We start from the raw sequence: 20133 nt of genomic DNA, 5'->3' as shown, positions 1-20133 counted from the left end.
ACGAATGGGAAAAACAACAGGATTTATGGATTATGCGAGAGAAGAAGCCAAAGAACGGAATCCTCTCACACGCTTAAAAGACTGGAATGAACATACAGAACAGATGAGTGATGATACCCTTCACCGCCAGAGTGCGAGGTGTATGGATTGTGCAACACCATTTTGCCATATTGGCATGGAGATTAGCGGGATGACCTCTGGTTGTCCCATCCATAACCTCATTCCTGAATGGAACGACCTGGTCTACCGCGGCAGATGGAGAGAAGCGCTTGACCGGTTAATAAAGACAAACAATTTTCCGGAATTTACAGGTCGCGTATGTCCAGCGCCATGTGAAGGCTCATGTACAGTTGAAATCTCTTCACCTGCCGTCACTATTAAGAACATTGAGCAGGCTATTATCGATAAAGGTTTTGAAAACGGCTGGATCCAACCCAGGATCCCCGACAGGCGAACCGGCAAAAAGATTGCTGTTATCGGCTCTGGCCCAGCTGGTTTGGCAGCAGCAGATCAGCTCAACCAAGCCGGACATTCCGTCACAATCTATGAAAGAGCAGAACGTGCCGGAGGATTGCTTACCTATGGTATTCCAAATATGAAACTTGAAAAAGATATCGTAGAACGCCGAATTCAGTTACTCTCTCAAGAAGGAATTGACTTTGTGCTGAATACGGAGATTGGAAAAGACATCACTTCCGAAGAACTTAAAGATCAGTACGATGCGGTCATACTTTGTGTCGGTGCCCAGAAGCAAAGAGACCTGGAACTCGAAGGCCGCGAAGCGAAAGGTGTTCACTTCGCTATGGACTATCTTACAAAATCCACACAGCATCTTCTGGATCAGCATCCATCTGATGAAGCATTCATCGATGCTAAAGACAAAGATGTTATCGTAATTGGAGGTGGCGACACAGGTGCAGACTGTGTTGCAACAGCTCTCCGTCAAGAATGCAGAAGCATCGTTCAGTTCGGTAAGTATCCTAAACTTCCAGAAGCCAGGACACCTGATAATATGTGGCCTGAACTGCCTAATATTTTTACGATGGATTATGCCTATGAAGAAGCACAGGCGAAATTCGGTGAAGATCCGCGGCAATATACGGTACAGACGAAAAACATCGTTGCAGATGGAGATGGAAACTTAAAAGAACTTCATACGGTTCAAATGCAATATACAACGAACGAGCAGGGACAGCCCGAACTAAAAGAAGTTCCCGGCACAGAAAAAGTATGGTCCGCTCAGCTCGTATTTATCGCGATTGGTTTTGAGGGGCCTGAACAGCCGCTGCTTCAGCAATTCGGTGTGAAAACAGAGAATCAAAAGATTTCCGCCGTACATGGTGATTATCGCACAAACGTAGAAGGGGTGTTTGCCGCGGGGGATGCAAGACGCGGACAGAGCTTAATCGTATGGGCGATCCAGGAAGGCAGAGAAGCCGCACGCGAAGTAGATAAGTATTTGATGGGCAGCACAGTATTGGTGTAATGAATATCGTTTAGAATACCGTCTTCCTTTTAAGGCAGGCGGTTTTTCCTGTGGATAAGAATCTATTTTTCTGGTAAAACTGTTTAACCAGCAAAAAATACCCTGTTCACCTTTTCCTCGGTAATCAGGGTATTATCCGTAACGCACATTCATCATTTACAATCACCTATGCTTCATGTAGTCCCATGCATCTTTCACATTCATAAACGTATGATTCATGCTGTTCTTCAATCGTTTTTCCGCATTCCCGGCATTGCTTCTTAGGTAAATTACGATAAAATTCCAACGTCAACATTCAGCATTACCTCCTGTTTTTGAATTAAATTCATTGTATTATAACAGATAAAAATAGTCAACATCTGTTATAGAATTATTTTGAAACACTACTAAACTCCTAGATATTCCATATTAGCTTATTTGTAAGTTCTGTTTTACCCTTACGTCAGTAAATGCTAAAATATAAAACGAAAAGGGAAAGTATACCGAGAATTATTGATAAAGGAGAAGGATTATGGAAAAAGTATTGATTTTTGGACACAAGAACCCGGACACCGATACCATCTGCTCAGCTATCGTGTATGCTGATCTTAAAACGAAACTGGGATTTAATGCAGAACCTGTGCGTTTAGGAGAAATTAATGGTGAAACACAATATGCCCTTGAGCAATTTAAGGCGGAAATGCCTCGTCTGGTGGAAACTGTAGCAAACGAAACGAATCAAGTTATTCTCGTTGACCACAATGAGCGCCAGCAAAGTGCATCTGATATCGAAAAAGTCCGCGTGCTTGAAGTCATTGACCACCACCGCATCGCAAACTTTGAAACAAGTGATCCACTTTTTTACCGCGCTGAACCTGTAGGATGTACCGCAACCATTTTAAACAAAATGTACAAAGAGCATGGGGTTGCTGTTGAAAAAGACATCGCAGGCCTAATGCTGTCCGCTATCATTTCTGATTCCCTTCTTTTTAAATCTCCAACCTGCACAGAGCAAGATATCGCTGCTGCACAGGAACTTGCGGAAATCGCGGGTGTAGATGCAGAAAGTTATGGTTTGGAAATGCTGAAAGCCGGAGCAGACTTAAGCGACAAATCTGTAAGCCAGCTCATCACTTTAGATGCCAAGGAATTTCAGATGGGCAGCAGCAAAGTAGAAATTGCACAAGTAAATACGGTTGATACAGCTGAGGTATTTGAGCGCAAGGCAGAAATCGAGGAAGCCATCAGCCAAGTTGTCCAAGATAAAGGACTCGATCTGTTCTTGTTCGTTGTGACTGATATTTTAACAAACGATTCAACAGGGCTTGCAATCGGAAGAAAAGCTGCAGCCGTAGAACAAGCTTATAATGTGAACCTTGAACATAATACAGCTGTTCTTAAAGGTGTAGTATCCAGAAAGAAACAAATCGTTCCAGTTTTAACAGATGCCTTCAGCCGTATCCAATAAATATGATAAGACAGCGTTACACCTAGGTGTAATGCTGTTTTTTGTCTAGTCAATAAAGGGATTGCAATGCAACTTGGCGAAAGGATTAAAGGACAAAATTTATGGGCCCAAGAGGCGGGAGGTTTCTCATGGCAGTTAAAAACTACGGCTTGCTGAAGGGAACGGTCATAGAGTCTCGAATGGAAAGGGATTTAGATACTCCTCATTATCAGATTCATGCAGTGGACGAAAACAGTGTGCATTATCGTATAGCGGTTAACGTCATGTCCAGCTCAGAAAACTCCGAGGTTCTTTATCTGGTTAATGAAAATTTCAATTCATCCCTTACTGAAAAATTAACACAGCTTCCTGAAACCTATTTGCCGCTTGGGAATGAAAACAGGGAACTTGCTATTGATTACATCAGGGACGGGCTCTTTGATCCTTCTTTAATGAAACCCCTGCCAAGCGACGCGACAGGACCAGACAACGATTTAAACGATATACTTGATCATTACATTCAGAAAGCCATTTCTGAAAAAGCATTCATCTATGTATATGGGTCCAAATTCGGACCTGAATCACAGCGGGATAAAGTATTTGGTTTTCAGCCAACAAACGGGATGCACAACATACACATGAACCAGGGGAATGAAGACAAGCAGAATCAAAGAGATTGGGCAGGGGATAACGGAACTTGGCACGATGGGGCGTTATTCCTGCAATTCGAGAATCAATGGACGGCCATTTTTCTTGCCTTCTTATCCCAATCATGGTGTACAGATGAACGAGGCTACCCAACCAAGATGTGCCAGCACGATGATAAAATGAGTAATCAAATATAACAAAGAGAACAGCCGATAGGCTGTTCTCTTTTATTTTTACTTTTTGATGAACTCCTGGGCCCAGAAATCCCCATTATCCGTATATCCAATACCAATATGAGTATAGTCGGGATTAAGGATATTCTTGCGGTGTCCTTCACTGTTCATCCAGTCATTGACCACTTGTTCTGGAGACTGCTGCCCGACAGCAATATTTTCTCCGGCAGAACTGTACGGGATATCCATTTTATCCATCTGTTCAAAAGGGGATCCATATGTCGGACTGTTATGTGAGAAGTAATTATTCTTCTCCATATCGTTTGCTTTTGCTTGCGCAACGTTGGTTAATGAAGGATCCCATTTTAAATCGGAAAGCCCATACTTTCTTCTCTCCTGATTCGTTAGCTCTACAACCCGCTGAATCATCTCCTGGCTATAGCCCTGATTTCCTGAAGGAGGAACTGTTCCATTAATGTCCGGGTTGGTTTCCATGCTCATATCTGGATTGTTGTAGGAAATGTTTTCTCTTTGGACCATTTCTTTCTTTCGTCCAGCTTTCGACTGGTACGGTATCTTTTCTTTCGTTAAATATCCATTTCCTGTTTTCATCATATTTTTATTAGCCATTCTTTTATGCTGCTGATCCTGGCCCAGTTCATTCTTCTTCATGTTATTGCATCCGCTGCTGAAAACAAGAATACATAAGAAGGCCATCGGTATTGAAATTGCTTTTCTCACAGAGACTGCTCCTTTACAACTTATTAGCTCTTAACTAAAAACGTTTTTAGTATTTCACGAAATAAGAAAGGCATACTAAACCATGTAAATTTAACTCCGGGCACTTTTAATGCATAAATTACTTTTTAAAAGTATGATGGGTAGGAAAGAAGAAACAAGAAAAGGAGTGCGCTCATGAACAACACATACCAAAAATTATTAGAGCCTTATACTTTTGCAGAGGGATTTTCAGTGAAAAACCGTATCGTTATGGCTCCAATGACCAATTTTTCTTCCAATCCAGACGGAACAGTGACTGATGAGGAAGTTAACTATTATGTACGCCGTTCAAAGGGAGCAGGTTTGGTGATTACAGCCTGCGCATATGTTACACCAAGCGGCAAGGGATTTCATGGTGAGTTCGGAAGCCATAGTGATGATATGATTCCAAGTTTAAGAAAGCTTGCTTCCAGCATAAAAAAACAGGGGGCAAAGGCCATTCTTCAAGTTTTCCATGGCGGGCGAATGTGTCCTCCTTCGCTGGTACCCAATGAAGATGTGGTAAGTGCCAGTGCTGTTCCTCCAGAACAGAAAACACCTACTGGTGAACAGCCAGTACCACGTGAATTGACCCATTCAGAGATCGAAGAAATCATCTCTGACTTTGGCGAATCTGCACGCAGAGCGATTGAGGCGGGCTTTGACGGAATCGAAATTCATGGAGCAAACGGATATTTAATTCAACAGTTCTTTTCTCCGCATTCAAACCAGCGTGATGACCAATGGGGAGGAAGTTTGGAAAAACGTATGTCGTTTCCGCTGGCAGTTATTGATGCAGTAACAGCCGCTGTTCAGACACATGCCAAAGAGCCTTTCCTGGTGGGTTACAGACTTTCACCTGAAGAACCTGAAACCCCTGGAATTACGATGGATGAAACGTTAGGATTAATGGATGAACTTGTGAAAAAGAAACTGGACTATCTTCATGTATCACTTATGGATTTCTGGTCTGTTCCAAGAAGAGGTGTAGACGATAATCGCTCTCGAATGGAGATCATCCAGGAAAGAGTCGGAGATCAGGTTCCCGTGATTGGGGTGGGTTCCATTTATACAGCAGAGGATGCGTTAAAAGCCTTGAATACCGGAGTCCCCTTTATTGCTTTAGGCAGAGAATTAATCATTGATCCTGATTGGGTCCAAAAGATCGAAGAGGGAAGAGCCTCTGAGATTGAAACGAAATTAAGAAAAGACGCACAAGAAGAGCTCGTCGTTCCTGAACCACTCTGGCAGGCCATCATGAATACACCAGGATGGTTTCCAATAGAAAATTAAAATAAAAGTTCTGTTAGTCCATGTTGTTGATTTTTGGTGGGGTGTGATTGAACCGCCTACTGAAAAGCAGAAGGGAATAAGAAAGTTTTTTCCTTTCTGCTTTTCGGGCGCTTCATTTTTTTCACAAATCAGTTCTTATTGGAGAAAAAGACTTGAGGGCGTCTTTTAAGCATCTTTATGCGATGTCCAATATGATTGAAAATCAACAATTTTCTTTAAGATTGGCAAAATAAAAAGAAGCCCCGGATTGATTTCCGGGGCTTCTTTTTTAATCGGATTGGCTGTTGATCCTAAATCCTATTTTTCCAAATTGTTCAGCTTTATTCAAACGCTCAAAAGCATGCTCAAATTGATTTAAATCAAACATTTTATCAACAATCGGCCTGATTTTATGTTTGTTAATAAATTGAATCATTTCATTGAATTCTTCACTGCTGCCCATCGTAGTGCCGAAGAAGCTATATTGTCCATAGAAGAATTTCCTTAAATCAAGCTGAATCTGGTCACCGGCTGATGCACCAAATGTTACGATTGTGCCTCCTGTACGCAACTGATCCAAAGATTTGTTAAAAGTTGCTGCACCCACACTTTCAATCACAAGATCCATCTTTTGGTTATCAAGCTGCCGGTTCCAATCCTCATTGCTGTTTATCGCCTGAACGGCACCTAATTTGCGTGCTCTTTGGCCTTTTTCTTCAGAACGGGAAGTCACATATACTTCGGCATTAACTGCTTTTGCAAATTGCAGCAGGAAGGTAGCCACACCGCTGCCTATCCCGGGTATAAGAACCTTTTGATGTTCTTTCAGTCTGCCTCTGGTAAAAAGAGCTCTGTATGCCGTCAACGCGGCTAATGATAAGACTCCCGCTTCTTCCCACGTTAAATGTGCTGGTTTAGGCACGGCATTTTCAGCCGGAACAGTCACCTTTTCCGCAAAGGTTCCGTGAAAGGGGAGTCCTAGTATTTCAAAACCTTCCGGCGGTGCATCACTTTTTTCCTTCCAGCCGAGCCCCGGGTTAATAATAACCTTATCTCCGACAATCACGTTGTTTACGCCATCTCCAACAGCTTCAACAATTCCTGCTCCGTCTGATCCTATGATTAAAGGGGGATCTGATGGCTGGTGTCTTTCCATCACAAACAAATCACGGTGATTTAAGCCTGCGGTTACTAATTTAATTCTTACTTCTCCAGTTTTTGGGCCTTTTTCCTCAAATTCAGTAAAGACGAGTCCTGATAAACCTTTTTGATTTTTATGAACAAGTGCTTGCATGATAGCCTCCCATTCCACTAAATTTAGTTACAACAAGTGTATCAAAGGAAATCTTCATTGTCTTTTACCTCGTATTGATTTCATAGGGTAAATGAAAACTTTATACCGTAATACTACAAAAAAGGGAGATGAGATTTACAATGTATCACCAAAATTTTTGATAATTCATAACCATCAGCCTGTCTCTGCAATCATACGTTTTGCTACAATGCAGGCGTACTTCAGTTAAATTGGTAAAAAATTATCTTGAAGATGAAGGATCTCAAAATTATGCCGTATTGATGGAATGGAAAAATCCGTTTATAACTTGATATTTTCTTCTAAATATATAATAATAGTAACAAACTTACTTTTTGTATGTTACAAAACATAAAGGAGCATATAAGATGAACTTTCACACACGTCCGCACACTTTTGTAGAACACGTTCAATTAATCGTGGAGGATTTGAATCGATCCCTATCTTTTTATCAAGATATATTAGGTTTTTCTGTTCTTAAAGAAGAAAGGGGAATCGTTTTCTTAACACTGGATGGCCACAGCTCTATCTTATCTGTCGTGCAGCCTGAAAATGCGAAACCAAAACAGCCCCGAACAACAGGATTGTATCACTTTGCACTGCTTCTCCCAAACCGTAAAGAATTAGCCAAAGTGCTGCATCACTTTATTAATATTGGTTATCCACTTCAGGGCGCATCGGACCATCTTGTGAGCGAAGCTTTATATTTGGCTGATCCGGATGGCAACGGAATTGAAATATACGTAGACCGTGATTCAAATGAATGGAAATGGGAAAATGGACAAGTGGAGATGACTACGGAGCCTCTTGATGCAAAAGGGCTGTTAGCTGAGAGTGACAGCTCCTCCTATGAAGGGCTGCCAAAAGAAACCATAATGGGCCATCTGCATCTGCATGTATCTGATTTACAAGAAGCAGAATCATTTTATTGTAAAGGATTAGGTTTCGAAGTTGTTCTTCGTTATAGCAACCATGCATTATTTATCTCAACCGGCGGTTATCATCACCATCTCGGTTTAAACATCTGGAACGGCCAAGGTGCACCTGCTCCCGATGAACACCGCGCAGGATTGAAACAGTTTACTGTGGTTTATCCGTCAGCTGAAGCAAGAGATGAAGCCGCAGACCGGCTTGGAAAATTAGGTTATCATGTCCAGCAACTTGATCAATTTCTTTTTGTAAAAGATCCTTCAGGTACTCTGATGGAATTAGCGATAGATTAACATAAAGTAAATCAACCCATCGTCTTTTTGCAGACGGTGGGTTTCTTCATTTTGTGTCCCATACAACGATGGACTTAAAGGAGGTCAAAAAGGCTGTTACAGCTCCGGCGGTCAAAATGGTGATAAAAGAAAAAAGCAGGCGGCTGTCATGGAGAATGATCATACCTGCCGAAATAATGACAGCATCCATGATGATCATTAAGAACCCAGCGTTAACGAGATACCATTTTGAAAGCAGAAGTGCTAATAGATCCAAGCCTCCTACACACGTATTGTGCCTCATCATGATACCGATTCCAGTTCCGATTAAAGACCCGCCGATCAAAGCACTCACAAAAATCCGCAAATGAAACATTTGCTGTATGGGAAGCAGGAAGTCAATAATAATCGAAGAAATGAGCATTCCAAACAGGCTGTTAAAAAAATAGGACTTATCAAATCGAAGGGCTAACAGAAAAACCGGTGCACTTAGAATAATAATGGTCAAGCCAACTTTTACGCCAAGTGTATAGTTCAGCAGCAGTGCCAAACCAATAAATCCTCCGTTCAAGATATGCATGGGCAGGATGAAGCCATTAATGCCAATTCCCAATAAAGTACTGCCGCAGCCGATGGCGAGCCATTTCATCATATTATCTTTCATCTCCGAACAATGGTTTTTTACTACCATATGTACGAGCTTAAGAATTATGTTTCACCGGATGATAGGAGTATTATCCGGCTTACGATTGCTCAAACTACCCATATGTTGAACAATCGGAGAGCTGCCATGATTTGTCGTTCTAGTAAAGAGCTTAATCAATTAGTATTGGAAGCCAAGGACTGCACGAAGTTCGGTAAAGTAGCGGATTACATACCTGCACTGAAAAAAGCAGATCCTGATGACTTATCTGTCGCCATCTATCACCCTGATGGTACATGTTTATCCGCAGGAGATGTACAATTGAAGATAACGCTTCAAAGCATTTCTAAAGTACTGGCTCTGGCCCTCGCATTAATGGACTGCGGCGAAGATGAGGTATTTTGTAAAATTGGGTATGAGCCTACTGGAGATCCTTTCAATTCCATCGTAAAGCTGGAGGTCAGTAAACCTTCGAAACCGCTAAATCCCATGATCAATGCAGGAGCACTGGTCGTAACTCACATGGTTAAAGGACATTCGGTCCATGAGAGGTTTGAACGTCTTCTTCAATTTGTCAGGAAGCTGGCTGGGAATCCTTCCATCTCTCATTGTGAAGAAGTTGCTCTATCAGAGTTTGAGACCGCACATTTAAACCGTTCACTTTGTTATTTTATGAAGCAGCACGGCATCATTAATGAAGATGTGGATGATCTCATCTACCTTTATACAAAGCAATGCGCAATAGAAATGAATTGCCTTGATTTAGCGAAAATTGGCCTTGTTCTTGCCCTTGATGGTATTGACCCATTGACGAATAATCGGTTAATCCCCACGCATATCGCTCGGATCTGCAAGACTTTAATGGTGACGTGCGGCATGTACAATGCTTCCGGCGAATTTGCCGTAAGAGTTGGGATTCCCGCGAAGAGCGGTGTTTCTGGAGGAATCATGGGTGCCGTGCCCAATCGGTTCGGCATCGGGATCTTTGGTGCGGCACTTGATGATAAAGGAAATAGCATAGCCGGACTTAAAATTCTGGAGATGCTTTCTAAACGATACGATCTAAGTATGTTTTAGGACGAGCTATTTTACAGCCTTATTTACAATAGGGCTGTTTTTTTATGTCGAATGGAGGGTATCTTAACAATATTTGATGGAGTAAATGTTTAATTACAATACTTTGCTAATAAGGGGAAATCATTCATGAGCCGAACACATGAGCAGCGAATTCAATTGCACGGTTTTAATAACCTGACCAAATCATTAAGCTTTAATATGTACGATATTTGTTACACGAAGACAAGGAAAGAGCGGGAAGCCTATATTGATTACATCGATGAAGAATACAGCGCTGAGCGGTTAACCGGCATTCTTCAGAAAGTGTCCGACACGATTGGCGCGCACGTATTAAATATCGCTAAACAAGACTATGTTCCCCAAGGAGCCAGTGTAACATTATTAGTTTCTGAAGGCCCAATTGTCGAAGTGCCTACTGAAAATATTGATGAAACACCGGCAGCCATGCCTGAATCTGTAGTCATGCAGTTGGACAAAAGCCATTTAACCGTTCATACGTATCCCGAGTATCATCCGGACGAAGGAATCAGCACCTTTAGAGCGGATATTGATGTTTCAACTTGCGGAGAGATTTCTCCTTTAAAAGCTTTAAATCATCTAATCGATTCCTTTGATACCGATATTATGACCGTCGACTACCGGGTTAGAGGATTCACAAGAGATATTAATGGCCAAAAGCTTTTTATTGATCATGACATATCTTCCATACAAAATTTTATCAGCGAGGATTTTAAAAACGAATTTGATATGATTGATTCAAACATCTATCAGGAAAATATTTTTCATACGAAATGCAAGCTGAAAAATTTTGACCTGAACAATTACTTATTCGGGTACTCAAGGGATACACTGACCGAACAGGAACAAGCGGAAATCACCAAAAGAATTACCGAGGAGATGGATGAGATCTATTTTGGAAGAAATATGAATCGGTTTTTAAAGTAGGTTTTGTAAAAGCATTTTGTTGATTGTATCAGGCCTTCTTCTATCAACCTTAATTCCAACATCAATGTTAACAAAGCGTTAAAGTGAAAAAGAGACCCGAATGGGGTCTCTTTTTTTGAAATCAACACTATCGGGGCTGATTTCCAAGCTGCTGTTCTGCCATGGCAATGAGACGTTTTGTCATCTCTCCGCCTACAGATCCATTAGCCCGTGCGGTCGTATCTGCACCAAGCTTCACTCCAAACTCATTGGCGATTTCCTCTTTCATCCGGTTTAACGCATTCTCAGAACCAGGTACCAAAAGTTTGTTTCTTGCCATGATGCAACACCCCCGCATAGAATTGAGCAGACAATGCTGCTCGTCTATTAAGGTTTCCGAAACTGAAAAAAGGCATTCGTTTTTCAGATCCTTGCAACTGTTTAAAAGTAAAACATTGGCTCCTGAAAATCAGCAGCGTTATAATGGATTCATAAATAAGCATAAGGTAGTTAAAAAGGATGATGCAGTATGGATATTTTTGAAGCGATTAAAACAAGGAGAAGCATAGGTTCGGTTAAGGATGATCCAGTTCCCGATCATCTCATCGAAAAAATTTTAGAAGCAGGAACATATGCTCCAAACCACCACCGTACGAATCCTTGGAGGTTCTTTGTCATCAGCGAAGCAGGGAGAAACAAGCTGGGAGAGCTTCTGGCAGAAATCACAAAGTCTGCAATGAATGAACCACTGTCAGAAGAGGATCAGCAAAAATTGGAGAGGGTAAAGAAAAAACCTCTTCGTGCACCGGTTATTATTGCGGTAGGAGTAGAGCCGGGAGATCACCAAAAAGTGATTCATAAGGAGGAAACAGCAGCTGTCAGTGCCTCTATTCAAAATATGCTGCTTGCTGCCCATGCGCTCGGTCTTGGGGCAGTTTGGCGCACAGGCACGATTTGTTATGACGACAGAGTAAGGTCTTATTTCGGCCTCTCAGACAAAGGTGAAATGGCTGGATTTATCTATCTTGGCTATCCAAATAAAGCGCCTGCGGCTATCAAAAAACAACCCTATCAGGAAATCACCGAGTGGTTAAAATAGTCGATTACAACACGAAGAGAAGCCAACACGTTTCTCTTCGTTTTTTTATGGAGGAAAACAGGGTAAAGGTACTTTGTATGAATTGGTTTGACTAAATGAGAGAGGATGAACAATGTGCAAAAAAGAAAACTAGGCAATGAGGGTCTGGAAGTCTCATCCCTTGGATTGGGCTGCATGGGCATGTCGGACTTTTACAGCGGACAAGATGATCAGGAGTCACTAAAAACCATTCACCATGCACTTGAATTAGGTGTAAACTTCCTGGATACCGCTGACATGTATGGTGTTGGCAAAAATGAAGAATTGGTAGGTACAGCGATCAGTGATTGCCGGAAGGATGTCATCCTTGCTACAAAATTTGGCAATGTAAGGGGAGAAGACGGTTCCTTTTTAGGTGTAAACGGACATCCGAAATATGTGAAAGAAGCGTGTGAAAACAGTTTGAGGCGGCTTGGCACGGATTACATTGATCTCTACTATCAACACAGAGTCGATCCAGGGATCCCTATAGAAGAAACGGTAGGGGCAATGTCGATTCTTGCTCAGGAAGGAAAAATACGCTATCTGGGCCTTTCAGAAGCTTCTCCTGAAACCATTCGGCGCGCACATGATGTCCATCCCATTACAGCGGTACAAACAGAATATTCATTATGGAGCCGGGATGTTGAAGAACAAATTCTGCCTGCGATCCGGGAGCTTGACATCGGATTTGTTCCCTACAGCCCGCTTGGCCGAGGCTTTTTAACAGGTCAGATCAAAAAAATTGAAGACTTGGCTGAGGATGACTACCGCCGGTTTTCTCCAAGGTTTCAAGGAGAAAACTTTCAAAAGAACTTAGATCTTGTTGAAAAAATAAAAGAGATCGCTTTAGAAAAAAACTGCAGTACATCACAGCTGGCTATAGCCTGGCTGCTTGCACAAGGTAATGATATCGTCCCAATTCCCGGAACAAAGAAAACCCGTTATTTAGAAGAAAATGTTGGGGCAATAAAGGTTGAACTGACACAAGAAGACCTAAACCGGATCAATGAGGCTGCACCAAGGGGAGCGGTTGCAGGTGAACGATATCCTGAAGCCGGAATGAAAGGTGTGAACCTATAAAGCAGAGTACGCAAATAAATGGCGGCTTACTTCATAAGGAGGAGCTGCCATTTTTGTGTTAAGATAGGTTCATTATTATAAAGCAGATGTTTTCATGAAAAACAGATTCTCCATTGGCCAGATGGCTAAATTTCACAACATCCCCGTTAAAACGCTGCGCTATTATGACGAAATCGGTTTATTTACGCCAGTAAACGTTGATCCCGTTTCTGGTTTTCGCTACTACTCCATTGAGCAATTCGAACTGTTGGACATCATTTATTATTTAAAATCTATGGGAGTCCCACTCAAGCAGATCAAGCTCCAGCTCGAAAAACGAAACCTGGATTCATTCCTGGACATTCTTCAGAAACACAAAGAAGATGCTGAAGAAAAAATAAGAGAGCTGGAATCGATCAGTAAGAGGCTTGAACACCGAATAACCGAATCGAAAGGGAAGAGCCATGAATCAAACTAATCCAGAAAATTCACCTTATTCAGCTATTCAACAATCCAGCACATTCAAAAGGCTCTGGCTTGCATTAATTTTAGGCTCGATGACGGCAATCGGTCCATTATCCATTGATATGTATCTGCCTGCTTTACCTAATCTAACAAAAGAGCTGAGTACCACCTCTTCAGCCGCACAGCTCAGTCTCACTGCCTGCTTGTTGGGGATTGCCGTGGGGCAATTGTTTGTAGGTCCTATCAGTGACAGAAGAGGAAGGAAGAGCCCGCTGCAGATCGCCCTGGGACTATATGCCGTCTCTTCTTTGCTCTGTGTTTTTGCTCCAAATATCAGTATTCTCATTTTCCTTAGATTTGTTCAGGGAGCTTCAGGAGCCGGTGGCATTGTCATATCCAGAGCCATGGTCCGAGATCTTTTTTCCGGCCCGGATATGACAAAGTTCGTTTCTTTATTGATGCTGATTAACGGTATCGCTCCGATCCTGGCTCCTGTGGCAGGAGGACAATTATTGCAGTTCACCTCATGGAGAGGCGTGTTTATTGTTCTTTGTGTCTTAAGTCTGCTTATGCTGCTTGCTGCCTTCTTTGGTTTGCAAGAAACGCTTTCAGCAGAGAATCAGACATCTGGCGGGATCAAACAGACGCTTACGACGTACAAAAAACTGCTGAGTGACCGTGTTTTTATGGGGTATGCAGCCTCACAGGGGCTTGTCATGGCAGCTATGTTCGCCTATATTTCAGGATCTCCTTTCGTCATTCAAAATGTGTTCAGTGCCTCACCACAAGCGTTCAGTGTGTTTTTTGCAATCAATGGAGTTGGAATTATCATCGCCAGCCAGATTGCTGGAAAACTTGCAGGAAAAGTCAGCGAAACGGCACTATTGCGAAGCGGGTTGCTGATTGCGTTAGGAGGCAGTATCCTAATGGTCATTGTAAGTCTTGCAACGAAAAGCTTATTCGGCTTGCTCATTTCCTTATTTTTAACGGTATCCAGCGTAGGAATCGTCAGTACGGCCAGTTTTTCACTCGCTATGCAGAATCAGCAAAAGGCAGCAGGGAGTGCTTCTGCGCTGCTAGGGCTGCTGCCTTTTATACTCGGTGGTATTGCAGCACCATTGGTTGGGCTCTGGGGAAGTAATCCTGCTGGTTCAATGGCTTTCATCATTGCACTGTGTGAAGCAATAGCTTTTGTTTTATATTTCTTTTTAACGGAAAAAGTGAAAGAAAACGTGTAAAAGCCAATCCTTTTTTAGGATTGGCTTTCTCTTTTATAGAGACTTATGCTTCCATTTTGTTTGATGAAGAAGACATGGTCTCCCTTCTTTATAGAATTAAAATCCGGTGACGAAACAGAAACAGCCTGGCCTGATGAAAGGCGAATGGTATAGTTTGGCAGGCTTTGAATATTTGTTCCTCTTTCTACCGTTTTTTCTGAGTAATCTTTTTCAAGCACACTGCCTTCAAATTTAGAAAATTTAAACTGTCCCTGTACAAAGTCTGACCACGCGAAATAAAGAAAGAAGACAGCCACGGTCCACAGAATGATGATCATTGGTTTGCTCAAAGCTTCCACCTCCGGGATTAGTATTTCCCATACCCGAATTAAATACATAAGGCTGTTTTCGTATTCTTTGTTGCTATTGGGGGTGTTGATTTCCGTTCCAGGCTGCTCGCTTTCCGCGGGGCGCGCGGTGAGCCTCCTCTGCGCAGGCGCCTGTGGGTCTCACCTGTCGCGCTTCTCCCGCAGGAGTCTCGCACCTTCCACTCCAATCAACTTATCAATGGAGTCTTTACAAAACTGTTCCGTAAGCAACAATCTTTTAGTAAAGAGCCTTACATAAAGAACTTTCTTATTAATTTTTTGAATAATAAGTTTATTTTATTGATAATTTTATCGAAAAGAGTATACTTTAGATAATCTAACATACCGACCGGTTAGTAAGTTGAGAGGAGATGAAGATTTTGGATTTTTCGTATTCTGAAAAAGTGAAAGACTTGCAAAAAAGGATCATCTTTTTTATGGAACAGTATGTATATCCAAATGAGGCTCTTTATGAAGAACAGCTTAATAAGCAAAAGGACCGATGGAGCGCAGTTCCGCCGATAATGGAAGAATTGAAAGTAAAAGCGAGAAAAGAAGGCTTATGGAATCTGTTCTTGCCTGACAGTGAAGATGGAGCTGGACTTACCAATCAGGAGTATGCCCCGCTATGTGAAATTATGGGACGATCCCTCATCGGGCCAGAAGCCTTTAACTGCAGCGCACCTGATACAGGAAATATGGAGGTTCTTGTCCGCTATGGAACAGAAAAACAGAAAGAGTCGTGGCTCAAGCCCCTTTTAGAAGGGACGATCAGATCCTGTTTTTCCATGACAGAACCCGAAGTCGCTTCCTCGGATGCCACGAATATTGAAGCACGCATTGAAAAGGATGGAGATGAATATGTCATCAACGGACGGAAATGGTGGTCATCCGGAGCCGGGGATCCTCGATGCAAAATTGCTATCGTGATGGGAAAGACCAATCCAGGTGCGAGCCGGCATGAGCAGCAATCCATGATTCTTGTGCCTTTGGATACCCCTGGGGTGAAGGTGGAAAGGATGCTTTCCGTTTTCGGTTATGATCATGCTCCGCATGGACATGGAGAAATCACCTATGAAAATGTACGAGTGCCGGCTGAGAATATCATCTGGGGTGAAGGGAAAGGATTTGCTATCGCTCAAGGAAGGCTTGGACCGGGAAGGATCCATCACTGCATGCGGCTGATCGGAGCAGCAGAAAGAGCGCTTGAAGAATTATGTAAGCGCGTTCAAAAACGGACAGCCTTCGGAAAACCAATTGCAAATCAAGGAGTAATCCGTGAATGGATCGCTGATTCAAGGATTGAAATTGAACAAGCCAGGCTCCTGACCTTAAAAGCAGCATATATGATGGACACCGTCGGCAATAAAGAAGCCAAGACTGAGATCGCTATGATCAAAGTTGTCGCACCTTCAATGGCGCTGCGCGTGCTGGACCGCGCCATTCAGGCTTTTGGAGGAGCAGGGGTCTCTGACGACTTTACACTTGCTGCCCAGTGGGCGAATGCAAGAACATTAAGGCTTGCTGACGGTCCGGATGAAGTCCACCGGGCACAGCTAGCCAGACTAGAACTTAAAAAATACCCGCAAGAACTGTTGGTCCATTAGAATTTTCAAAGAAAGAGGGCAGAAACATGAATGTACTCAAGCTGTTTGATTTAACAGGTAAAACAGCGATCATTACAGGCGGAGGAAGGGGATTAGGGCAGCAGATTGCCGAAGCGTTCGCTGAAGCAGGCGCCAACGTTGTTCTCTGTTCCAGAAAAGTTGAGGCCTGTGAGGAAACAGCTCAGAAGTTAAAGCAACTCGGAATAAAGACACTCGCCTTGAAGTGCGATATCTCAAATCCGGAAGATGTTCAATCTGTGATCGATCGAACGCTGCAGGAATTTGATTCCATCGATATTCTCGTCAATAACAGCGGAGCGACATGGGGCGCACCCGCCGCAGAAATGCCATATGAAGCATGGAAAAAGGTGATCGACGTAAACGTGACAGGCACATTTTTAATGAGCCAGGCTGCAGGGAAAGTGATGATAGAACAGAAATCAGGCAAAATCATCAATATTGCCTCTGTTGCGGGACTTGGGGGCACAGATCCGCGTTATATGGATACGATCGGCTACAACACGAGCAAGGGAGCAGTCATAACTTTCACAAAGGATCTTGCCGTGAAATGGGGGCAGCACAATATTAATGTGAACGCGATAGCTCCAGGATTTTTTCCAACCAAAATGTCGAAAGTGCTCATTGAACACGGAAAAGATGCCATTCTAGAGGGGACGCCTCTCAACCGTTTTGGCAGTGACGATGATCTTAAAGGAGCCGCTCTTTTCCTTGCATCAAATGCTTCTAATTATGTTTCAGGAGACGTGCTGATTGTAGACGGCGGGGCACATGCCTTGTAAAGACAGAAGCAGGGAAGGGTTGAAGTTATGAGACTGCAGGGAAAAACAGCGGTGATTACAGGCGGAGGAGGGGGCATCGGCCGTGCTGCTGCTCTTCTTTTTGCCAAGGAAGGCGCCAAGCTGGCCATCGCTGACGTGAAAGAAGACTTTGGGGAAGAGACCGTTCGTTTAATTAGAGAACAAGGTGGACAGGCCATTTTTATCAAAACAAATGTTACAGACTCTAAGCAGGTAAAAAAGGTGATCGACGCGGCCATTAGCGAGTTTGGGGCTCTGCATATTTTGTTCAATAATGCCGGTATTGGAAACCCTGAGGTAAAAAGTACAGATCTTCCTGAAGAAGAATGGGACCGCATTGTGGATATCAACTTAAAAGGGGTCTTCCTCGGAATCAAACACGGCGTTCCGGAACTGATCAAAGCCGGAGGAGGAGTCATCATCAATACTTCGAGCTTGCTTGGACTTAAAGGGCAGAAATACTTATCCGCTTATAATGCATCAAAAGGCGGAGTTATCCTGCTCACTCAGAACGCCGCACTTGAATATGGCAGACATAACATTCGAGTGAATGCCGTTGCTCCAGGAGTTATCGATACGAGCATCATCGATAACTGGAAGAACAATGGAAGAAAATGGCCGATCATCTCTACCGCCAATGCTCTCGGGAGGATCGGAAAACCTGAAGAAGTGGCAAGAGCGGTGCTGTTCCTCGCTTCAGATGAAGCATCATTTATTACAGGAGCCACTTTATCTGTGGATGGCGGCGGGCTGATTTTTTGAGTGTTTTTTAGAACGGGCTTTACTGGTATTTTCCCGACAAACTCATGACGTCAAAATTGGTTGACTTCTGTCGAGTATCATCTGATCAATAATAAAGTTTTTACCGCCAAAACAGCCATCTCATCAACTTTTAAAAATCTGGAGGGTTAATAATGAGCGAAAACAAAGTTTGGAAAAGCCATTATCCTGAAACCATACAACCAGATATACAGATTCCTGACCTGTCCATCCCGCAGTTGCTTCAACAGACAGCAGAACGATATCCTCATTACAACGCTTTATCCTTTTATAGCCAAAAGACCACGTACGGAGAACTGCAGAACCTCGTAAACGGTTTTGCATCCGCTTTGCAGCAGTCGGGAGTGAAAGCCGGAGACCGTGTGGCCATCATGCTGCCGAACTGTCCTCAATATGTGATTACATACTATGGAGTCCTGACTGCCGGAGCGATCGTTACCCAGGTTAATCCGATGCTCGTTGAGCGGGAACTGCAGCATATCCTCGAAGACAGCGGAGCTGAGACCATCGTCGTCTATGAACCGCTTTATGAACAGGTGAAAAAGCAACAGCATGTTTCTCCTTTAAAACGGATCATCTCGGTTAGTTTTGATGAAAACCCAAAAGATGTTTCACCTGACTGGTCTTTTTCTCAGTTTTTGCAAAGCGGCACCGGACGGATCGATCCTGCAGCGATCACTCCTGAACAGGATGTTGCGGTTTTACAATACACCGGAGGGACCACTGGACGTTCCAAAGGCGCCATGCTGACGCATAAAAATATTATCGCTAACGTCCTTCAATCACATGAGTTTTTTAAATATAACATTGAGATCGGGAAAGAAAAGTATTTAACGGTCATTCCTCTTTTCCATGTGTTTGGCATGACTTCCTGTATGAATCTCGCAATCTATACCGCATCAGAATCAATCTTGCTCCCGAGATTCGACATCAATGAGGTTCTTCAAACAATTAAAAAAGAACAACCGACCGTTTTTCCCGGTGTTCCGACGATGTATGTTGCGATCACCAACCATCCGGAAGCTGAAAACTTCGGTATAGACAGTATAAAAGTGTGCAACAGCGGAAGTGCTCCGATGCCTGTAGAACTGCTTCAGGATTTTGAAAGAAAGACAGGTTCAAAGATTCTAGAAGGCTACGGATTATCAGAAGCCTCACCGACCACACATTGCAATCCGATGTTTTCTGAACAAAAAGAAGGGAGCGTAGGCATTGGTCTGCCGTCGACAGATTACCATATCGTGGACTTGGCAACAGGAACTGAAGACGTAAAGACAGGTGAACTTGGCGAGCTCATTATCAAGGGGCCGCAAGTCATGAAGGGTTATTGGAACATGCCGGAGGAGACAGAACATACCCTTCGCAACGGCTGGCTCTACACCGGAGATATAGCCAAGATGGATGATGACGGTTATGTCTTCATCATGGATCGCAAGAAGGATCTTATTATCGCGAGCGGCTATAACATCTATCCAAGGGAAGTAGAAGAAGTGCTGTATGAATTTCCATCCGTTCAGGAGGCCGTTGTGATTGGTGTACCTGATGCTTACAGAGGAGAGGATGTGAAGGCTATCGTCGTATTAAAAGCAGGGGAAACCGCGACAGAGGATGAGATTATTTACTATTGCAAACAAAATTTATCTGCGTATAAGATCCCGCATATCATCGAGTTTCGCGAGCAGCTGCCAAAGACGAATGTCGGTAAAATTCTGCGCAGAGCTTTGCGGGAAGAAGCAAGAATAAAGACAAGGTAGGGACAATTATATAGATTCATTGA

21 protein-coding genes are annotated in these 20133 nt (G+C 43.1%); 15 read left to right on the top strand and 6 right to left on the bottom strand.

Annotated elements, in window-relative coordinates:
* The first annotated feature begins 4 nt into the window (after positions 1-4).
* Positions 5-1486, top strand: coding sequence for a glutamate synthase subunit beta (locus tag OKX00_RS11785; protein ID WP_265407491.1), 1482 nt, complete (start codon positions 5-7; stop codon positions 1484-1486).
* 166 nt (positions 1487-1652) lie between these two features.
* On the opposite strand, the gene yhfH is transcribed toward OKX00_RS11785, so the two are convergent.
* A complete protein-coding gene (gene yhfH, locus OKX00_RS11780) occupies positions 1653-1781 on the bottom strand; it encodes a protein YhfH (RefSeq protein ID WP_082315898.1) in 129 nt (42 codons plus the stop codon).
* A gap of 216 nt (positions 1782-1997) precedes the next feature.
* On the opposite strand from yhfH, the gene OKX00_RS11775 reads away from it, so the two are divergent.
* The gene (locus tag OKX00_RS11775; protein ID WP_265407490.1) at positions 1998-2933 is read left to right on the top strand and encodes a manganese-dependent inorganic pyrophosphatase; all 936 of its coding nucleotides are present in this window, start codon (positions 1998-2000) and stop codon (positions 2931-2933) included.
* Between the two features lie 128 nt (positions 2934-3061).
* Positions 3062-3757: a YukJ family protein gene (locus OKX00_RS11770; RefSeq protein ID WP_256226949.1), complete on the top strand. Its 696-nt coding sequence runs from the start codon at positions 3062-3064 to the stop codon at positions 3755-3757.
* Positions 3758-3793: 36 nt separating this feature from the next.
* Here OKX00_RS11770 and OKX00_RS11765 read toward each other — a convergent pair whose 3' ends face one another.
* The gene (locus OKX00_RS11765; protein WP_265407489.1) at positions 3794-4474 is read right to left on the bottom strand and encodes a CAP domain-containing protein; all 681 of its coding nucleotides are present in this window, start codon (positions 4472-4474) and stop codon (positions 3794-3796) included.
* Between the two features lie 174 nt (positions 4475-4648).
* Between OKX00_RS11765 and OKX00_RS11760 the strand changes: the two genes are divergently transcribed.
* The gene (locus tag OKX00_RS11760) at positions 4649-5785 is read left to right on the top strand and encodes an NADH-dependent flavin oxidoreductase (RefSeq protein ID WP_265407488.1); all 1137 of its coding nucleotides are present in this window, start codon (positions 4649-4651) and stop codon (positions 5783-5785) included.
* Positions 5786-6053: 268 nt separating this feature from the next.
* Here the strand turns inward: OKX00_RS11760 and OKX00_RS11755 are convergent, their stop codons facing one another.
* On the bottom strand, positions 6054-7058 hold the full coding sequence (locus OKX00_RS11755) for a zinc-binding dehydrogenase (protein ID WP_265407487.1): 1005 nt from the start codon (positions 7056-7058) through the stop codon (positions 6054-6056).
* Between the two features lie 386 nt (positions 7059-7444).
* On the opposite strand from OKX00_RS11755, the gene OKX00_RS11745 reads away from it, so the two are divergent.
* Positions 7445-8299, top strand: a complete 855-nt coding sequence (locus OKX00_RS11745) for a VOC family protein (RefSeq protein WP_265407486.1) — start codon at positions 7445-7447, stop codon at positions 8297-8299.
* Positions 8300-8345: 46 nt separating this feature from the next.
* On the opposite strand, the gene OKX00_RS11740 is transcribed toward OKX00_RS11745, so the two are convergent.
* A complete protein-coding gene (locus OKX00_RS11740; protein ID WP_062232235.1) occupies positions 8346-8930 on the bottom strand; it encodes a YitT family protein in 585 nt (194 codons plus the stop codon).
* A 138-nt stretch (positions 8931-9068) separates the two neighbouring features.
* Between OKX00_RS11740 and glsA the strand changes: the two genes are divergently transcribed.
* Complete coding sequence (gene glsA, locus OKX00_RS11735) at positions 9069-9998, top strand: glutaminase A (RefSeq protein WP_256227000.1); 930 nt, start codon at positions 9069-9071, stop codon at positions 9996-9998.
* 126 nt (positions 9999-10124) lie between these two features.
* Positions 10125-10943, top strand: a complete 819-nt coding sequence (gene speD, locus OKX00_RS11730) for an adenosylmethionine decarboxylase (protein WP_053354234.1) — start codon at positions 10125-10127, stop codon at positions 10941-10943.
* A gap of 127 nt (positions 10944-11070) precedes the next feature.
* Here speD and OKX00_RS11725 read toward each other — a convergent pair whose 3' ends face one another.
* Positions 11071-11262, bottom strand: coding sequence for an alpha/beta-type small acid-soluble spore protein (locus tag OKX00_RS11725; RefSeq protein WP_053354233.1), 192 nt, complete (start codon positions 11260-11262; stop codon positions 11071-11073).
* Positions 11263-11451: 189 nt separating this feature from the next.
* Here OKX00_RS11725 and OKX00_RS11720 point away from each other — a divergent pair, with 189 nt between their 5' ends.
* From OKX00_RS11720 to OKX00_RS11705, 4 genes are all read left to right on the top strand, one after another.
* Positions 11452-12021: a nitroreductase family protein gene (locus OKX00_RS11720; protein WP_062232237.1), complete on the top strand. Its 570-nt coding sequence runs from the start codon at positions 11452-11454 to the stop codon at positions 12019-12021.
* Between the two features lie 114 nt (positions 12022-12135).
* Positions 12136-13122, top strand: coding sequence for an aldo/keto reductase (locus OKX00_RS11715; RefSeq protein WP_265407485.1), 987 nt, complete (start codon positions 12136-12138; stop codon positions 13120-13122).
* 94 nt (positions 13123-13216) lie between these two features.
* Positions 13217-13579, top strand: a complete 363-nt coding sequence (locus tag OKX00_RS11710) for a MerR family transcriptional regulator (protein WP_265407484.1) — start codon at positions 13217-13219, stop codon at positions 13577-13579.
* The gene (locus OKX00_RS11705; RefSeq protein ID WP_265407483.1) at positions 13566-14804 is read left to right on the top strand and encodes a multidrug effflux MFS transporter; all 1239 of its coding nucleotides are present in this window, start codon (positions 13566-13568) and stop codon (positions 14802-14804) included. The genes OKX00_RS11710 and OKX00_RS11705 overlap by 14 nt, the downstream gene beginning before the upstream one ends.
* Positions 14805-14818: 14 nt before the next feature.
* Here OKX00_RS11705 and OKX00_RS11700 read toward each other — a convergent pair whose 3' ends face one another.
* On the bottom strand, positions 14819-15133 hold the full coding sequence (locus tag OKX00_RS11700; RefSeq protein WP_265407482.1) for a hypothetical protein: 315 nt from the start codon (positions 15131-15133) through the stop codon (positions 14819-14821).
* A gap of 398 nt (positions 15134-15531) precedes the next feature.
* Here OKX00_RS11700 and OKX00_RS11695 point away from each other — a divergent pair, with 398 nt between their 5' ends.
* The 4 genes from OKX00_RS11695 (at position 15532) to OKX00_RS11680 (ending at position 20110) form a co-directional block, all read left to right on the top strand.
* Positions 15532-16758, top strand: a complete 1227-nt coding sequence (locus OKX00_RS11695) for an acyl-CoA dehydrogenase (protein WP_265407481.1) — start codon at positions 15532-15534, stop codon at positions 16756-16758.
* 26 nt (positions 16759-16784) lie between these two features.
* A complete protein-coding gene (locus OKX00_RS11690; protein ID WP_265407480.1) occupies positions 16785-17558 on the top strand; it encodes an SDR family oxidoreductase in 774 nt (257 codons plus the stop codon).
* Between the two features lie 27 nt (positions 17559-17585).
* Entirely contained in the window at positions 17586-18338 is a 753-nt protein-coding gene (locus OKX00_RS11685) for an SDR family NAD(P)-dependent oxidoreductase (protein WP_265407479.1), read from the top strand.
* Positions 18339-18490: 152 nt separating this feature from the next.
* Positions 18491-20110 carry a long-chain-fatty-acid--CoA ligase gene (locus OKX00_RS11680; RefSeq protein ID WP_265407478.1) on the top strand — a complete coding sequence of 540 codons (1620 nt, stop codon included), beginning with the start codon at positions 18491-18493 and terminating at the stop codon, positions 20108-20110.
* The last annotated feature ends 23 nt before the right edge of the window (positions 20111-20133 follow it).

The sequence above is a fragment of the Fictibacillus sp. KU28468 genome (assembly GCF_026153615.1).
GTDB lineage: Bacteria > Bacillota > Bacilli > Bacillales > Fictibacillaceae > Fictibacillus_C > Fictibacillus_C marinisediminis.
This window is presented reverse-complemented; position numbering and strand designations above follow the sequence as displayed.

Excerpts from the sequence above, each read along its gene's own strand:
- OKX00_RS11785 (WP_265407491.1), top strand. The coding sequence starts at position 5 with ATGGGAAAAACAACAGGATTTATGGATTATGCGAGAGAAGAAGCCAAA.
- yhfH (WP_082315898.1), bottom strand. The coding sequence starts at position 1,781 with ATGTTGACGTTGGAATTTTATCGTAATTTACCTAAGAAGCAATGCCGG.
- OKX00_RS11775 (WP_265407490.1), top strand. The coding sequence starts at position 1,998 with ATGGAAAAAGTATTGATTTTTGGACACAAGAACCCGGACACCGATACC.
- OKX00_RS11770 (WP_256226949.1), top strand. The coding sequence starts at position 3,062 with ATGGCAGTTAAAAACTACGGCTTGCTGAAGGGAACGGTCATAGAGTCT.
- OKX00_RS11760 (WP_265407488.1), top strand. The coding sequence starts at position 4,649 with ATGAACAACACATACCAAAAATTATTAGAGCCTTATACTTTTGCAGAG.
- OKX00_RS11755 (WP_265407487.1), bottom strand. The coding sequence starts at position 7,058 with ATGCAAGCACTTGTTCATAAAAATCAAAAAGGTTTATCAGGACTCGTC.
- OKX00_RS11745 (WP_265407486.1), top strand. The coding sequence starts at position 7,445 with ATGAACTTTCACACACGTCCGCACACTTTTGTAGAACACGTTCAATTA.
- OKX00_RS11740 (WP_062232235.1), bottom strand. The coding sequence starts at position 8,930 with ATGATGAAATGGCTCGCCATCGGCTGCGGCAGTACTTTATTGGGAATT.
- glsA (WP_256227000.1), top strand. The coding sequence starts at position 9,069 with ATGATTTGTCGTTCTAGTAAAGAGCTTAATCAATTAGTATTGGAAGCC.
- speD (WP_053354234.1), top strand. The coding sequence starts at position 10,125 with ATGAGCCGAACACATGAGCAGCGAATTCAATTGCACGGTTTTAATAAC.
- OKX00_RS11725 (WP_053354233.1), bottom strand. The coding sequence starts at position 11,262 with ATGGCAAGAAACAAACTTTTGGTACCTGGTTCTGAGAATGCGTTAAAC.
- OKX00_RS11720 (WP_062232237.1), top strand. The coding sequence starts at position 11,452 with ATGGATATTTTTGAAGCGATTAAAACAAGGAGAAGCATAGGTTCGGTT.
- OKX00_RS11710 (WP_265407484.1), top strand. The coding sequence starts at position 13,217 with ATGAAAAACAGATTCTCCATTGGCCAGATGGCTAAATTTCACAACATC.
- OKX00_RS11705 (WP_265407483.1), top strand. The coding sequence starts at position 13,566 with ATGAATCAAACTAATCCAGAAAATTCACCTTATTCAGCTATTCAACAA.
- OKX00_RS11690 (WP_265407480.1), top strand. The coding sequence starts at position 16,785 with ATGAATGTACTCAAGCTGTTTGATTTAACAGGTAAAACAGCGATCATT.
- OKX00_RS11685 (WP_265407479.1), top strand. The coding sequence starts at position 17,586 with ATGAGACTGCAGGGAAAAACAGCGGTGATTACAGGCGGAGGAGGGGGC.
- OKX00_RS11680 (WP_265407478.1), top strand. The coding sequence starts at position 18,491 with ATGAGCGAAAACAAAGTTTGGAAAAGCCATTATCCTGAAACCATACAA.